Consider the following 14,956-nt stretch of genomic DNA (forward strand, 5'->3'; position numbering starts at 1 on the left):
CTCCTCAGCTCCCCGTGCTGCGGTACGCCCGCAGCCCCGTCCGCCACGCCAGAGAGGCGAGCGCCCAGCACAGCGCGGCCACCACCGGCGGCAGGAACGCGACCCACCCGGGCAGCCCCAACGGATAGTCCCGGCCCAGCACATACAGCGCGGGCAACCAGCTCACGAAGGCCAGCGGCACCACGAACGTCACCCCGCGCACCAACTCCTTCGCGAAGATCGACGGCGGATACTGCAACACCGTCGTCCCCCCGTAGGTGAACGCGTTCTGCACCTCGGAGGCGTCCTGCGCGAAGAACTGGAACGCCGCCCCCGCCACGAACACCGCCCCGAAGACCGCCGCCCCGCTCAGCACCATCAGCGGAAGCATCACCACCTTCAACGGTGTCCACGCGATGTCCAGCGTCACCAGCGCGTAGCCCAGCACCAGCAGCCCCTGTGTGATCCGCCCCAGCCGACGCAGCGCGAACCGGTCCGCGGCCACCTGCGCCAGCACCGGCACCGGCCGCACCAGCAGCGTGTCGAGCGTGCCGTCCCGCACCCGGCGCCCCAGCCGCTCCACCGACCCCAGCAACAGGTCCGACAGCCCGAACGCGGTCGCCGACGCGCCGTACAGCAGCGCGATCTCGGGCAACGTGTAACCGCCCAGCGCGTCCACGTGCGTGAACATCAGCATGATCGTCACGAAGTCGAACGCGGTCGCCACGAAGTTGCCGACCGTCGTCATCACGAACGACGCCCGGTACGCCATCGTCGAGCGCATCCACATCGCCACGATCAGCCCGTACGCCCGGACACCCTCCAGCAGCCGCGAACGCCCGGCGAACGCGTCCTCCCGCCACGCGCCCGGATCCGCCACGTCCCGCCGCCCGGCCCCGGCCTCGACCTCCGCCTCAGCCACCCTGGACCACCACCCTCCTGGTCGCCACCGACTGGAGCAGCCGCCCCGCCAGCAGCAGCGCCACCGCCCAGCCGGCCTGGAAGGCGTACGCCTGGACCAGGCCCCACCCGGTGCGCTTGCCGAGGAACACATCGGCCGGCACCTGCAACAGCGACGACCAGGGCAACGCCCTGGCCACCTCGCCCAGCAGCCCCGGGAACAGTGTCAGCGGCAGCAGCATGCCCGAGAAGAACAGCCCCGCGAGCATCGCCATCTGCATCGCGCCGGCCCCGTCCATCAGCCAGAACGCCGACAGCGCCACCAGGTACCGCAGCCCGAAGCTCACCACCACTCCGAGCGACACCGAGACCAGGAAGGCCGCCCAGGTCCACGGCGAACGCGGCAGCGCCAGGTCGAAGGCCAGCGCCCCCAGCACCATGGGCACGATCCCGCGCCCCAGCAGATGGAACGCCGCCCGCCCCAGGTCCCCCGCCAGCCACCACAGCTGGAGGTCGGCGGGCCGGTACAGGTCGACCGCGATGTCACCCGTACGGATCCGCTCCGACAGCTCGTCCTCGAAGCCGCCGCCCATCATGGCGCAGGTCATCAACAGCGCCTGCCCCAGCCACACGTACGTCACGGCCTCGGACACGTCGTAGCCGCCGAGCCGAGGGCGTACGTCCCACAGGGCCATGTACGTGTACGCCACGATGAAGCCGAAGACCGTGTTGGTGAACACCCCCGCCGCCGTGGCCGCCCGGTACGTGGCGTGCCGCCGGAACCCACCGGCCGCCACCACCGCGTAGAGCCGCACCGTGTCCCCTCTCGCCGCACCCACGAACCAAAGCGCACGACCTTAGTCCACGTCCGGAGGCCGCCGCGACCACATTTCCGGGGCGTATCCCGGGGTTATCACCACAAAAAGTGCACTATGGGACAACTGTCCGCAGTCGAGGAGCCTCCACGTCATGAGCCACGAGCCACCGCAGAACAGCGGAGACCCTGGTCAGCAGGGCAACGGGGGCTGGTCCCCCCGGGACCCCTCGGCCGCGGAACCCGCCCCGAAGAACCCGGACGCCACGGACGGCGCAGACGCCCCGGACACTCCGGGCGCACTCGACGCCCCGGACGACGCCCCGGACACTCCGGACGCCGACGCCCGAGCCACCTCCCAGGCATCCGAGGCATCCCAGGGACCCGAGGCTTCTCAGGCATCCCAGGGACCCGAGGCTTCCGAGGCGTCCCAGGAGGCGGACGGCGCCCCCGGAGGCAAGAAGCGCGCCGCGCGCCGAAAGCGCACCGGCTGGCGCCGGGCCGTCCCCACCTGGCGCATGGCCCTCGGCGGCGTCCTGCTCCTCGCCCTGCTCCTCGTCGGCGGATTCCTCGTCGGCTACCAGCTCGTCGACATTCCCGCCGCCAACGCCGCCGCGACCGCCCAGTCCAACGTCTACCTGTACGCGGACGGGAAGAAGGTCATCGCGCGCGACGGCGAGATCAACCGCGAGAAGGTCCCGCTCGACCGCATCCCCCGGAACATCCGGCACGCCGTACTGGCCGCCGAGGACCGGGACTTCTACTCCGAGGACGCCATCGACGTCAAGGCCACCCTCCGTGCCGGCTGGAAGACCCTCACCGGCGGGGGACGCCAGGGCGGCTCCACCATCACCCAGCAGTACGTCAAGAACTACTACCTCGGCCAGGAGCAGACCGTCGTCCGCAAGGCCAAGGAGTTCTTCATCTCGATCAAGCTCGACCGCGAACAGAGCAAGGACGAGATCCTGGAGGGCTACCTCAACACCAGCTACTTCGGCCGCAACGCCTACGGCATCCAGGCCGCCTCGCACGCCTACTACGGCAAGGACGTCGAGGACCTGAAGATCGGCGAAGGCGCCTACCTCGCCTCCCTGCTCAACGCCCCCAGCAACTACGACGTCGTCGTGCACCCCGAGAACAAGAAGGCGGCCCTGGCCCGCTGGAACTACGTACTCGACGGAATGGTCAAGGAGGGGTGGCTCAGCCGCTCCGACCGCAAGGCCATGACCTTCCCCGTCCCCGTCAAGGCCGAGCCCCCGACCGCACTCTCCGGCCAGCGCGGCTACATCGTCCAGGCCGTCGAGGACTACCTGACCAGCAACAAGATCATCGACGCGGACACCCTCGCCACCGGCGGCTACCGCATCGTCACCACCCTGAGGAAGGACAAGCAGGACGCCCTCGTCGAAGCCGTCCAGGACAACGTCCTGTCCAAGACCAGCGACGAGCGGGACGCCGACCGCAACGTCCGGGCCGGCGGCGCCTCCGTCGACCCCGCCGACGGCCATGTCGTCGCCCTGTACGGCGGCGTCGACTACACCAGGCAGTACGTCAACAACGCCACCCGCCGCGACTACCAGGTCGGCTCCACCTTCAAGCCCTTCGTCCTCGCCGCCGCCCTCGCCCACGGCTCCAAGACCCAGGGCGGCCGCGCCATCACCCCCAACACCCGCTACGACGGCACCAACGAACGCACCGTCCAGAGCTCCACCGGCTCCACCGGCTACTCCCCCGCCAACGAGGACGACGTCGACTACGGCTCCATCACCGTCCGCGAGGCCACCGACAAGTCCGTCAACGCCGTCTACGCGCAGATGGCCCAGGACGTCGGCCCCGAGCGGGTCAGGGACACCGCCGTCGCCCTCGGCATCCCCAAGACCACCCCCGACCTCACCGCCACCCCCTCCATCGCCCTCGGTCCCGCCACCGCGAGCGTCCTCGACATGGCCTCCGCCTACGCCACCCTCGCCGACCACGGCCGGCAGCGGCCCCACTCCCTCGTCGTGAAGATCAGCAAGAACGGCACCGACCTCGCCCTCCCCACCCACAAGGCCCGGCAGGTCATCAGCCGCGAGGCCGCCGACACCACCACCTCCGTCCTGCTGAGCGTCGTCGAGGGCGGCACCGCCACCGCCGCCCAGTCGGCGGGCCGTCCCGCCGCGGGCAAGACGGGCACCGCCGAGGAGGACCGGGCCGCCTGGTTCGCCGGGTACACCCCGGACCTCGCCACCGTCATCGCCGTCATGGGCCAGGACCCCGACACCGGCATCCAGAAACCGCTCTACGGCGCCCTCGGCCTCCCCCGGATGAACGGCGGCGGCGCCCCCGCCCAGACCTGGGGCGCCTACACCCGGGCCGCCCTGGAAGGCAGCGACGCCCAGGACTTCGAACTGGAAGCCGACGAAGGACCCGAAGAACCGGAACAGGACGAGGACACCGAGGAGTCGGACCCCTCCAAGCGCCCCCGGGACACCGAGGAGGCAGGAGGCCGCGACAGCGCCTCCCCCGGGGCGACATCCCCCCGGGACCGCACCGGCGCGAAACCCTCCGGGACCGCCGCACCCGCCGACCCGCCCCGCACACCCCGGGACGACGCCCCCGCGGGCGGAGCGACGGCCTCCCCGGCAGCGAAGCAGCCCCCGGAGAACACCCCCGCGAAGCCCGCGGCGGCGACCCCGGAAGGCACACCGGGGCCCTGACCCACCAGGGCCCCGGTCACCGGGGCCCTGTCTCGGGGCGCGTCAGTGACCGGACGTCGCCTTCAGCCCCACCACCGCCACCAGCAGCAGACAGACGAAGAAGATCCGGGCTGCGGTCACCGGCTCGTTCAGCACCACCATGCCCAACACCGCCGCGCCCGCCGCACCGATCCCGACCCACACCCCGTAGGCCGTACCGATCGGCAGCGTCTTCGCCGCCTGCGACAGCAGCATCATGCTGGCCACGATCCCGAGCCCGGTGAACACGCTCGGCCACAGCCGGGTGAACCCCTCGGTGTACTTCATCCCGATCGACCAGCCCACTTCCAGCAGACCGGCGACCACCAGCAGAACCCACGCCATGACGGCACCTCCACACGACGAACACGCGGACAGAACACAGGTGCGTCGTCTTTGCGGAAACCCGGTACGGCGCGTCTCGTCGGGGATCCCACCACCGTAGCAACCCCCGCGCGCACGACAAAAGGCCTGGTGACCACGGTCACCAGGCCGCCGACCACGGGTCTGCGGGCGGACCCGCCGCGGCCGGCCGGTCCTGACCCGTCCTACAGGTACAGCCCCGTCGAATCCACCGAACCCTCGAAGCGGTCCGCCGCCACCGCGTGCAGATCCCGCTCCCTCATCAGCACGTACGCCGTGCCCCGCACCTCGACCTCGGCGCGGTCCTCCGGGTCGTACAGCACCCGGTCACCCGGCTCCACGGTCCGCACGTTCTGACCGACCGCGACCACCTCGGCCCACGCCAGACGCCGGCCCACCGCCGCCGTCGCCGGAATCAGGATGCCCCCGCCGGAACGCCGCTCGCCCTCGGGCGAATCGGACCGGACCAGCACACGGTCGTGCAGCATCCGGATGGGCAGCTTGTCGTCGGTGTTCTCGCTCACGCCCCGAACCTACCTGCCCCGGGCACGGCCGGGCGCCCCCGGGGCACAACGGAAACCCGGCCGGGACGGGCACGGGCCCACCACGCCGAAAGGATTCCGCGAACGCCCTCGGCGCTTCTTCCTCAGCGCTTCTTCCGGCGCGAAGACCCCGACGAACGCGAGGACACGGTCAGCAGCGTCACCGCACCCGCCACCAGCAGCGCCGCCGGAATCACCCGGTCGAGCCGCGGCGAGCCGTCCTCCGCCACGAACTGCGCCTTCACGCCCGACACCGACCGGTTCACCGCGACGTACGCGCGCCCGGCCGTCCGGTCCACCGTCGACGCCACCTTGGCCTTGGCATCGCCCATGATCGTCTTCGGGTGCACCCGCACCCCGATCTCGTCCAGCACCACAGCAAGCTGCGCACGCCTGCTGATGATGTCCGCCTCGATCTGCGCAGGGGTCCTGGTATCCGACACTGCGCCGCCTCCGTGGTCGTCGTCCGGTAAACCTTCATCGACAGTCTGTCAGCTCGACCGCCCGTACACCCGGCGGCACCCCCTATTACGCTCGGTCCCGCACACCCCTTATGCCACTCGAGGAGAAACATGAGCGAGCGACTCCAGACCGGCGACACCGCTCCCGCCTTCACCCTTCCGGACGCCGACGGCAACGACGTCTCGCTCGCGGACCACAAGGGCCGCAAGGTCATCGTCTACTTCTACCCAGCCGCACTTACCCCCGGTTGCACCAAGCAGGCCTGCGACTTCACCGACAACCTGGAGCTCCTCGCCGGGGCCGGCTACGACGTCATCGGCGTGTCCCCCGACAAGCCGGAGAAGCTCGCGAAGTTCCGCGAGAAGGAAGACCTGAAGGTCACCCTCGTGGGAGACCCCTCCAAGGAGGTCCTGGAGGCGTACGGTGCCTACGGAGAGAAGAAGCTCTACGGCAAAGTGGTGACAGGCGTCATCCGGTCCACGATCGTCGTCGACGAAGAGGGCAAGGTGGAGCGGGCTCTCTACAACGTCAAGGCGACGGGTCATGTGGCCAAGATCATCAAGGATCTCGGCATCTGACCCGGGCACACCCCTCCCCGGCCGCGACCTGTGACCGACGTCGCAATCGGCCATGGATTCGGTTTGCAACCGCCATGACTGCGCAGAAGCCTTTCCTGGAACACCCTTCGAGGAAAGGAACCGGCCATGGCGGCCCCCGACCCCCACCAGGTGGCCGACCCTGAAGCGGTCAAACGTCACCCCGCACTTTTCCGTGCGATCAGGAAGCGTCAGAACCCCCGGCTCCGTCGGACCGACATCACCGTCACCGACGACCAGGCGGTCAAGCGCGCGGTGAAGGCGGCGTCTCTCGGTAACGCCATGGAGTGGTTCGACTTCGGTATCTACTCCTACCTGGCCGTCACCATCGGTCACGTCTTCTTCCCGTCCGGGAACGACACGACCCAGCTCCTCTCCTCGTTCGCCACCTTCGCGGTCGCCTTCCTCGTACGGCCGTTGGGGGGAATGTTCTTCGGACCGATGGGCGACAAGATCGGCCGCAAGAAGGTCCTCGCCCTCACCATGATCCTGATGGCGGTCGGCACCTTCGCGATCGGCCTGATCCCCTCCCACGACACGATCGGCGTCTGGGCGGCCGTCCTGCTGATCGCCTTCCGCATGCTCCAGGGCTTCTCCACCGGCGGTGAGTACGGCGGCGCCTCCACCTTCATCGCCGAGTACGCCCCCGACAAGCGCCGCGGCTTCTTCGGCAGCTTCCTCGAATTCGGCACCCTCGCCGGCTACGTGGGCGCGGCCGGCCTCGTCACCGCCCTCTACGCCCTCCTGGACACCGCCCAGATGGAATCCTGGGGCTGGCGCATCCCCTTCCTGGTCGCGGGTCCGCTCGGCCTGGTCGGCCTCTACCTGCGGCTGAAGCTCGACGAGACCCCCGCCTTCCAGAAGCTGGAGGGCGGCACGGCGCACGCCACGGAGGCCGCCGACCACGTCGAGTCCACCGCCAAGGGCGACCTGGCCAAGATCTTCCGCCAGTACTGGCCGACGCTGATCCTCTGCATCGCCCTGGTCGGCGCGTACAACATCACCGACTACATGCTGCTGTCGTACATGCCGACGTACCTCTCCGACGAGCTCGGCTACAGCGAGACCCACGGGCTGCTCATCCTGCTCGCGGTCATGGTCTTCCTGATGGTGGTCATCAGCCGGTTCGGCAAGCTCTCGGACCGCTTCGGCCGCAAGCCGCTGCTGATGACGGGCATGCTCGGCTTCCTCTTCCTCTCGCTCCCGGCCTTCCTGCTGATCCGCCAGGGCAGCATCGTCGCGATCACGATCGGGATGCTGATGCTCGGCCTCTCCCTGGTCTGCATGCTGGGCACGATGTCCGCCGCGCTCCCGGCCCTGTTCCCGACCAACGTCCGCTACGGCTCCCTCTCGGTCGGCTACAACCTCTCCGCCTCGATCTTCGGCGGTACGACCCCGCTGGTGATCACGGCCCTGATCAGCTGGTCCGGCTCGAACCTGATGCCGGCGTACTACTCGATGGCGGCGGCCCTGATCGGCGTGATCGCGGTGGCCTGCATGAAGGAGACCGCCAACAAGCCCCTGGCCGGCTCCCCGCCCTCGGTGGAGACGGCCGAGGAGGCGGCAGAACTGGTCCACGCCCAGAGCCCGGACCCCAAGTTCTGACCCACCCCGCTCCCGAAGGGCCCGTACCGCTTCGACCGAAGCGGTACGGGCCCTTCCACATCCCGCCGCATTCCGGACGTGACCATCCGATTAACGGTTCGTTGCTCCGTACGAGGCTGCGAACGCGTGGCCGGGCAGGGAACGGAGGAGCCATGGCGACAAGCCCTTACACCCGCGAGCGCCTCGATGACGCGGCCGCGTCGTCCCGGACGCTCTCGGAGGCACTGACGAAGCTCGGAATCGACCCGAAGAGCTCGACCCGGCGTTACGTCCGGGACCGCATGAGGAAGATGGGCATCGCCACCGGGCACTTCGAGCGGGAGGGCGTTCGCTGGACCAGGGAAATCCTCGAGCCCGTGGTGGCCGAGTCAACGAGCGTGTACGAAGTACTGCGGCGCCTCGGCCTCGAAGCGGTGGGAGGCCACCACACCAACATCAGCCGCCGCATCAGGGCGTTCGGCATCGACACCTCGCACTTCACCCAGCCATCCCGATCCGGGGTGACGCGGCGGCGGCGCACCCCCGAGGAACTGCTCGTGGAGGACACGGCGCCCGGCGCCCGCCGCGTACCCGGCGCCCGCCTCAAGACGGCCCTGTCGGCGCACGGCATCCCGGAGCGCTGCGCCCTCTGCGGGACGGAACCGCTCTGGCGCGGGCGTTCGCTCCCGCTCGAGGTGGACCACGTCAACGGCGACTGGCGCGACAACCGCCTGGAGAACCTGCGGCTCCTGTGCCCCAACTGCCACGCGGCGACCGACACGTACCGCGGTCGGGCCAAGGGGCACCGCGCCAGGAGCGGTGGCAGGTGAGCCGAGGCAAGCGGTACACCCGTGAGCAACTGGTCAGGGCCGCGGAACAGTGCTCGGACATCGACGAGGTCATAGCGTTCTTCGGCACTCCTCCCTACGGACACCTCCGGCGCTATCTGTCACGGCGGTTCGCCCACTACGGGATCGACGTCTCCCACTTCACCCCCCGCGGGTCCGCCGGCGCGACACGGCCGGACCGGGGCACGCTTTGCGAGGCCGTGGCGAGCTCCCGCTCCTTGGCAGAGCTGCTACGCCGGCTCGGCCGCCCGGACAACGGGCACCAGCGAGGCCTCCTGCGCCGGTGGACAGCGGAAGAAGCCATTGCGACCTCGCATTTCCTCGGCCAGGCACACCAGCGCGGCCGACCGGCGCCGAAATCTGTTGGACGTCCCGAGGATGTACTGGTGAGGCATGCCGGCAAGCGCCGCACGAAGACCGCGTTGTTGCGGCGGGCGCTTTCCGAGATCGGCGTACCCGACCGGTGTGACGGGTGTGGAAGTGATCCGGTTTGGCGCGGCGCTCCGATCACCCTGGAGATCGACCACATCAACGGCGACTGGAGCGACGACCGTCCTGAGAACCTGCGGCTCCTCTGCCCGAACTGCCATGCGGTCACCAGCACATGGTGCCGAGGGGGCGCACGCAGGGCGGTGCGCCCCGCTGACTCGCTTACCACCTCGGCGGCCTGCCCGGTACGATGACAGGCGCGAGCGGCGGTGGTGCAACTGGCGACACAGCAGACTTAGGATCTGTGGCCCGTGAAACGGCTTGAGGGTTCGAATCCCTTCCGCCGCACCGGAAACGGCCTGCGTATCAGGGAATGATGCGCAGGCCGTTCCCATGTCCGGTGGCTCAGCCCACCAACTCCCGCACCACCGGCACCAGCGCCCGGAACGCCTTGCCGCGGTGGCTGATGGCGTTCTTCTCCGCCGGGGTCAGTTCCGCGCAGGTCCGGGACTCGCCGTCGGGCTGGAGGATCGGGTCGTAGCCGAAGCCGTGCGTGCCGGCCGGGGTGTGGCGCAGCGTGCCCGTCAGCCGGCCCTCGACCACGCGTTCCGTGCCGTCGGGCAGGGCCAGGGCGGCGGCGCAGGCGAAGTAGGCGCCGCGGTGCGGGATGTCGATGTCGGAGAGCTGGGCGAGCAGCAGGTCCAGGTTGGCGGCGTCGTCGCCGTGGGTGCCGGACCAGCGGGCCGAGAAGATGCCGGGGGCGCCGCCCAGGACGTCGACGCAGAGGCCGGAGTCGTCGGCGACGGCCGGGTGGCCGGTGGCCTGGGCCAGGGCGTGGGCCTTGAGCAGGGCGTTCTCGGCGAAGGTGACGCCGGTCTCCTTGACGTCGGGGATGTCGGGGTACGCGTCCGCGCCGACGAGGTCGTGGGTGAGTCCGGCGTCGGCGAGGATCGCGTGGAGTTCGGTGATTTTCCCGGCGTTGCGGGTGGCGAGGATCAGGCGGGTCATGCCTCGATTATCAGGGGCTGCAGACCTTGCCTATTTCGGAGGCGGCGTCCGTGACAGGGGTGAGGTCGGGGGTGGCGTCGCCCTGGTCGATGGATGCCCGGACGCCGGTGACGCCCGCCTGGAGGTCGTCGACGGCCTGGGAGAGGTCGGCGTCGTCGGTGGTGTCGCCGAGGTTCTTCAGTTCCTTGTCGATCTCGTCGAGCGCTTCGGAGGCCTGGGTCGGGTCGTCGGAGGCGGTGGAGACGGCCTGCTGGAGGTTGCCGACGCTGGTGGCTATCGCGTCGGCGGTGCGGACGCAGTCGAGGGCCTTGTCGACGGCCGAGCAGCCGGCCGCCGCGGTGAGCGTCAGCAGGGTGGCGGTGACGGCGAGTGCGGTGCGGTGGTGGCGGCGCGCGGTCATGTGCGGTCCCTCCCCGGTGGGATACGTGGACGGGCGCACGGTTCGACCCGTGCGCCCGTACCCGTCACGACGCTGTGCGCTGCGTTCTTGGTTGCTTCTTTACTCGCCGAGTGTGCGGGCGAGCGCCTCCTGCTGGAGCTTGGCCAGGTCGACGCAGCCGGCGGTGGCGAGGTCGAGGAGGGCGTCGAGCTCGCTGCGGTCGAAGGGGGCGGCCTCGGCGGTTCCCTGGACCTCGACGAAGCGGCCGTCGCCGGTGCAGACGACGTTCATGTCGGTCTCGGCGCGGACGTCCTCCTCGTAGCAGAGGTCGAGGAGGGGCGTGCCGTCGACGATGCCGACGCTGACGGCGGCGACGGTGCCGGTGAGGGGCTTGCGGCCGTGCTTGACGATCTTCTTGCCCTGGGCCCAGGCGACGGCGTCGGCGAGGGCGACGTAGGCGCCGGTGATGGCGGCGGTGCGGGTGCCGCCGTCGGCCTGGAGGACGTCGCAGTCCAGGACGACGGTGTTCTCGCCGAGGGCCTTGTAGTCGATGACGGCGCGCAGCGAGCGGCCGATGAGGCGGCTGATCTCGTGGGTGCGGCCGCCGATCTTGCCGCGTACGGATTCGCGGTCGCCGCGGGTGTTGGTGGAGCGGGGCAGCATGGAGTACTCGGCGGTGACCCAGCCTTCGCCGCTGCCCTTGCGCCAGCGCGGGACGCCTTCGGTGACGGAGGCGGTGCAGAAGACCTTGGTGTCGCCGAAGGAGATGAGTACGGAGCCTTCGGCGTGCTTGCTCCATCCGCGTTCGATGGTGACGGGGCGGAGCTGTTCGGGGGTGCGGCCGTCGATACGAGACATGGCGTCGAGCCTATCGGCTGGCGGGGGTGGCTCTGTTCGGGTGTGCCGGGGGCCGCCGCTGGTCCCGGGCACGCCGCAGGCCCCGCTCCCCGGCCGGGGGAGCGGCGGGAGCGGGGCCTGCGGGGTCTGTGCGCGGACGGGGTGGGTCAGCCGGTCACATCATGTCTTCGATGTCGGCGGCGATGGGGTCGGCGTCGGTGCCGATGACGACCTGGATCGCGGTGCCCATCTTCACGACGCCGTGGGCGCCGGCGGCCTTGAGCGCGGCTTCGTCGACCTTGCTGGGGTCGTGGACCTCGGTGCGGAGGCGGGTGATGCAGCCTTCGATCTCGTCGATGTTGTCGATACCACCGAGCCCGGCGACGATCTTCTCAGCCTTGCTGGCCATGTCCTACTCCCTGGTCTTTCGTGCGTGGGCGGCCCACCGTGGGTCCGTTTCGTCACGGTAACGCACGGTTGGCCCAACTTCACGGGCGGGTAACCGCACGGTCCTCAATGATGACGATCACCGGTGCCCCGCCTCACGGAGGGACTCCACACCGTATCCCAACTGGTCTACACCAGTCTGCAACGACCGCCAAACCTGAAGTGTTCCGGGAGGATGCCGATGAGTGCGAACGCGGCGACAGCACCAGGGCGGAAGTGGTGGAACGGTCCGGTCCAGGGGCTGCAGAAAGTGGGCCGCAGCCTGCAGTTGCCGGTGGCCGTACTGCCGGCGGCCGGCCTGCTCGTCAGCCTCGGCAATCTCTTCGCCTCCTACCTCCACGGCGCCTTCTGGGACAAGACCTCCAAGGTCCTGCTCAACGGCGGCAACGCCATCCTGGACGGCACGGTCGGACTCCCCTTGCTTTTCTGCATCGGCGTCGCGATCGGCTTCGCGAAGAAGGCCGACGGCTCGACGGCTCTCGCCGCGGTCGTCGGCTTTCTGGTGTACCGGGGCGTCCTGGGGGCGTTCCCGGTGGACGGCACGGTGACCGAGGCGCTCCCGGAGGGCGAGCCGCAGAACCCCGGGGTGCTGGGCGGCATCCTCATCGGCCTGCTGACGGCCGTGGTGTGGCAGCGCTATCACCGTACGAAACTGGTGGACTGGCTGGGCTTCTTCAACGGCCGCCGGCTGGTACCGATCCTGATGGCCTTCCTGTGCGTGGTCCTCGGCGTGCTGTTCGGCCTTCTGTGGCAGCCGGTGGGTGACGCGCTGACCTGGTTCTCCAAGCAGCTGATCGATCTGGGTGCGTGGGGCGCGGCCATCTTCGGCTTCGCGAACCGGTTGCTGATCCCGATCGGCATGCACCAGTTCCTGAACACGTTCTTCTGGTTCCAGGCGGGCGAGTTCACCGGGGGCGACGGCCAGACCGTCCAGGGCGACATCTCCCGTTTCTTCGCGCAGGACCCGTCCGCGGGGCAGTTCACCTCGGGCTTCTTCCCGATCATGATGTTCGGCCTGCCCGCCGCCGCCCTGGCGATCGCGCACACCGCGCGGCCGGAGCGCCGCAAGGAGGTCGCGGGGCTCATGCTGTCCGTGGCGCTGACGTCGTTCGTGACGGGCGTGACGGAGCCGCTGGAGTTCTCGTTCATGTTCGTCGCGCCGCTGCTGTACGGGGTGCACGCGGTTCTCACCGGCGTCTCGATGGGTGTCACCTGGGCCCTCGGCGTGCACGCGGGGTTCAGCTTCTCGGCGGGACTGATCGACTACGTCGTCAACTGGCATCTGGACACGAAGCCGTGGCTGATCATCCCGATCGGGTTGTGCTTCGCCGTCGTCTACTACGTGGTCTTCCGGTTCGCGATCACCAAGTTCAACCTCCCGACCCCGGGGCGGGAGCCCGAGGAGGAGGAGAAGAGGGTCGAGGAGGACCTGACGAAGTAGCATTCCGGCCGGGGCTTCTCCGGCCCGGCGCAGCCCTCGGACCTGTCGGTTCGGGGGCTTTCGGCGTGTCACCGAAAGTGGCTGCGGCGTCACCCCCCAAACAGGAAGGAAATTGCAGGTTCCTTATCTAACCCTCACCGTGCTAAAACTGGTCTACACCACTGAGTGGTCCAGACCACGCGGCCGTCTCTACCGCCGCGTTCCTCGAGTCGTCGCCCCCCGAACCCTTCACACGGCGGCGCCTTGCCTACCGGAGGAAGTTCATGAGTACGGACACCGCTGCGGCGGCGGCTCCCGCGAAGAAGCGGGGCTCCGGCGTGTTCCAGGGCCTGCAGAAGGTCGGGCGCAGTCTCCAGCTGCCGATCGCCGTGCTGCCGGCAGCGGGCATTCTGCTCCGCCTCGGCCAGCCGGACGTCTTCGGCCCGGACGGGCTGGGCTGGGACCAGGTCGCCAAGGTCTTCGCGGGTGCGGGCGGTGCGCTGCTCGACGCGTCGTTCGGCCTGCCGCTGCTCTTCTGCATCGGCGTCGCGATCGGTTTCGCCAAGAAGGCCGACGGCTCCACGGCGCTCGCCGCCGTGGTCGGCTTCCTCACCTACTTCGCGGTGATCCACCAGTTCCCCATCGAGGTGGAGGGCGGCACGTACATATCGACCGGCCTCTTCGGCGGTGCGTACCAGAAGGGCGAGGAGGTCACGGCCGCCGGGTTCCAGAACCCGGGCGTCCTGGGCGGCATCATCCTGGGCCTCCTGACGGCGGTGCTGTGGCAGAAGTTCCACCGCACCCGGCTGGTCGACTGGCTCGGCTTCTTCAACGGCCGCCGTCTCGTCCCGATCATCATGGCCTTCGTCGGTACCGCCATGGGCGTGCTGGTCGTCCTGGGCTGGGAGCCCATCGGCGACGTCATCACCGACTTCGGTGAGTGGATCACGGGTCTAGGCGCCGCCGGTGCGGGTCTCTTCGGCCTGATCAACCGCGGTCTGCTGCCGATCGGTATGCACCAGTTCGTCAACACGGTCTCGTGGTTCCAGATCGGTGACTTCACCAAGCCGGACGGTTCGATCGTCCATGGTGACCTGACGCGGTTCTTCGCCGGCGACCCCGGCGCGGGCCAGTTCATGTCGGGCTTCTTCCCGATCATGATGTTCGGTCTCCCGGCTGCTGCTCTGGCCATCGCCCACACCGCTCGGCCCGAACGCCGCAAGGCCGTGACCGGCATGATGATGTCGCTGGCCCTGACCTCGTTCGTGACGGGTGTGACGGAGCCGATCGAGTTCGCGTTCATGTTCATCGCGCCGCTGCTGTACGCGATCCACGCGGTTCTCACCGCGCTCTCCATGGTCGTGACGTGGGCACTCGGCGTGCACGCCGGTTTCACGTTCTCGGCCGGCTTCATCGACTACGCGCTGAACTGGAACCTGGCGACGAAGCCATGGCTGATCATTCCGATCGGCCTGGTCTTCGCGGTGATCTACTACGCGGTCTTCCGCTTCGCCATCACGAAGTTCAACCTCACCACTCCGGGCCGTGAGCCCGAGGAAGAGGTCGAGGACCTCACCAAGGCGTAAGCCCTGAACGGTCTGTGACGAAGCCCCCACCTCCCGAGCAGGGAC

Annotated in this window: 16 protein-coding genes, 1 tRNA gene and 1 riboswitch; of the genes, 8 read left to right on the plus strand and 9 right to left on the minus strand. The window is 69.4% G+C overall.

Features of this window, described 5'->3' with window-relative positions:
• Positions 1–4 precede the first annotated feature (4 nt).
• Positions 5–901, minus strand: coding sequence for an ABC transporter permease (locus SACTE_RS33685; protein ID WP_014046242.1), 897 nt, complete (start codon positions 899–901; stop codon positions 5–7).
• The gene (locus tag SACTE_RS11715; protein ID WP_014046243.1) at positions 894–1,694 is read right to left on the minus strand and encodes an ABC-2 family transporter protein; all 801 of its coding nucleotides are present in this window, start codon (positions 1,692–1,694) and stop codon (positions 894–896) included. The genes SACTE_RS33685 and SACTE_RS11715 overlap by 8 nt, the downstream gene beginning before the upstream one ends.
• A gap of 154 nt (positions 1,695–1,848) precedes the next feature.
• Between SACTE_RS11715 and SACTE_RS11720 the strand changes: the two genes are divergently transcribed.
• Entirely contained in the window at positions 1,849–4,392 is a 2,544-nt protein-coding gene (locus SACTE_RS11720) for a transglycosylase domain-containing protein (RefSeq protein WP_014046244.1), read from the plus strand.
• Positions 4,393–4,434: 42 nt separating this feature from the next.
• On the opposite strand, the gene SACTE_RS11725 is transcribed toward SACTE_RS11720, so the two are convergent.
• The 3 genes from SACTE_RS11725 to SACTE_RS11735 all read right to left on the minus strand — a co-directional run bounded on the left by SACTE_RS11725 (position 4,435) and on the right by SACTE_RS11735 (position 5,758).
• On the minus strand, positions 4,435–4,755 hold the full coding sequence (locus tag SACTE_RS11725; RefSeq protein WP_014046245.1) for a multidrug efflux SMR transporter: 321 nt from the start codon (positions 4,753–4,755) through the stop codon (positions 4,435–4,437).
• 39 nt (positions 4,756–4,794) lie between these two features.
• A riboswitch (guanidine-III (ykkC-III) riboswitch) is annotated at positions 4,795–4,861 on the minus strand.
• A gap of 97 nt (positions 4,862–4,958) precedes the next feature.
• Positions 4,959–5,297 (minus strand): co-chaperone GroES, encoded by a 339-nt coding sequence (locus tag SACTE_RS11730; protein ID WP_014046246.1) that lies wholly within the window; start codon positions 5,295–5,297, stop codon positions 4,959–4,961.
• A gap of 122 nt (positions 5,298–5,419) precedes the next feature.
• Positions 5,420–5,758, minus strand: a complete 339-nt coding sequence (locus tag SACTE_RS11735; RefSeq protein WP_014046247.1) for a DUF3618 domain-containing protein — start codon at positions 5,756–5,758, stop codon at positions 5,420–5,422.
• 129 nt (positions 5,759–5,887) lie between these two features.
• On the opposite strand from SACTE_RS11735, the gene bcp reads away from it, so the two are divergent.
• The 5 genes from bcp (at position 5,888) to SACTE_RS11755 (ending at position 9,582) form a co-directional block, all read left to right on the plus strand.
• Complete coding sequence (gene bcp, locus SACTE_RS11740) at positions 5,888–6,355, plus strand: thioredoxin-dependent thiol peroxidase (protein ID WP_014046248.1); 468 nt, start codon at positions 5,888–5,890, stop codon at positions 6,353–6,355.
• A gap of 126 nt (positions 6,356–6,481) precedes the next feature.
• Entirely contained in the window at positions 6,482–7,978 is a 1,497-nt protein-coding gene (proP, locus tag SACTE_RS11745; RefSeq protein WP_014046249.1) for a glycine betaine/L-proline transporter ProP, read from the plus strand.
• 152 nt (positions 7,979–8,130) lie between these two features.
• Complete coding sequence (locus SACTE_RS11750; protein ID WP_014046250.1) at positions 8,131–8,787, plus strand: HNH endonuclease; 657 nt, start codon at positions 8,131–8,133, stop codon at positions 8,785–8,787.
• Positions 8,784–9,488, plus strand: coding sequence for an HNH endonuclease signature motif containing protein (locus SACTE_RS33140; RefSeq protein WP_014046251.1), 705 nt, complete (start codon positions 8,784–8,786; stop codon positions 9,486–9,488). Before SACTE_RS11750 ends, SACTE_RS33140 begins: the two co-directional genes overlap by 4 nt.
• A 9-nt stretch (positions 9,489–9,497) precedes the next feature.
• Positions 9,498–9,582 (plus strand) — tRNA-Leu (locus SACTE_RS11755).
• Positions 9,583–9,639: 57 nt separating this feature from the next.
• Here SACTE_RS11755 and rdgB read toward each other — a convergent pair.
• From rdgB to SACTE_RS11775, 4 genes are all read right to left on the minus strand, one after another.
• Positions 9,640–10,242 (minus strand): RdgB/HAM1 family non-canonical purine NTP pyrophosphatase, encoded by a 603-nt coding sequence (rdgB, locus tag SACTE_RS11760; protein ID WP_014046252.1) that lies wholly within the window; start codon positions 10,240–10,242, stop codon positions 9,640–9,642.
• 10 nt (positions 10,243–10,252) lie between these two features.
• On the minus strand, positions 10,253–10,642 hold the full coding sequence (locus SACTE_RS11765; RefSeq protein ID WP_014046253.1) for a hypothetical protein: 390 nt from the start codon (positions 10,640–10,642) through the stop codon (positions 10,253–10,255).
• Between the two features lie 99 nt (positions 10,643–10,741).
• Complete coding sequence (gene rph, locus SACTE_RS11770; RefSeq protein ID WP_014046254.1) at positions 10,742–11,479, minus strand: ribonuclease PH; 738 nt, start codon at positions 11,477–11,479, stop codon at positions 10,742–10,744.
• A 154-nt stretch (positions 11,480–11,633) separates the two neighbouring features.
• Positions 11,634–11,867 carry a PTS glucose/sucrose transporter subunit IIB gene (locus tag SACTE_RS11775; protein ID WP_014046255.1) on the minus strand — a complete coding sequence of 78 codons (234 nt, stop codon included), beginning with the start codon at positions 11,865–11,867 and terminating at the stop codon, positions 11,634–11,636.
• Positions 11,868–12,086: 219 nt separating this feature from the next.
• On the opposite strand from SACTE_RS11775, the gene SACTE_RS11780 reads away from it, so the two are divergent.
• Both SACTE_RS11780 and SACTE_RS11785 read left to right on the plus strand, forming a co-directional pair.
• Positions 12,087–13,346, plus strand: coding sequence for a PTS transporter subunit EIIC (locus SACTE_RS11780; RefSeq protein WP_014046256.1), 1,260 nt, complete (start codon positions 12,087–12,089; stop codon positions 13,344–13,346).
• 263 nt (positions 13,347–13,609) lie between these two features.
• Positions 13,610–14,911, plus strand: coding sequence for a PTS transporter subunit EIIC (locus SACTE_RS11785; RefSeq protein WP_014046257.1), 1,302 nt, complete (start codon positions 13,610–13,612; stop codon positions 14,909–14,911).
• The last annotated feature ends 45 nt before the right edge of the window (positions 14,912–14,956 follow it).

This window comes from Streptomyces sp. SirexAA-E, assembly GCF_000177195.2.
Taxonomy (GTDB): Bacteria; Actinomycetota; Actinomycetes; order Streptomycetales; family Streptomycetaceae; genus Streptomyces; species Streptomyces flavovirens.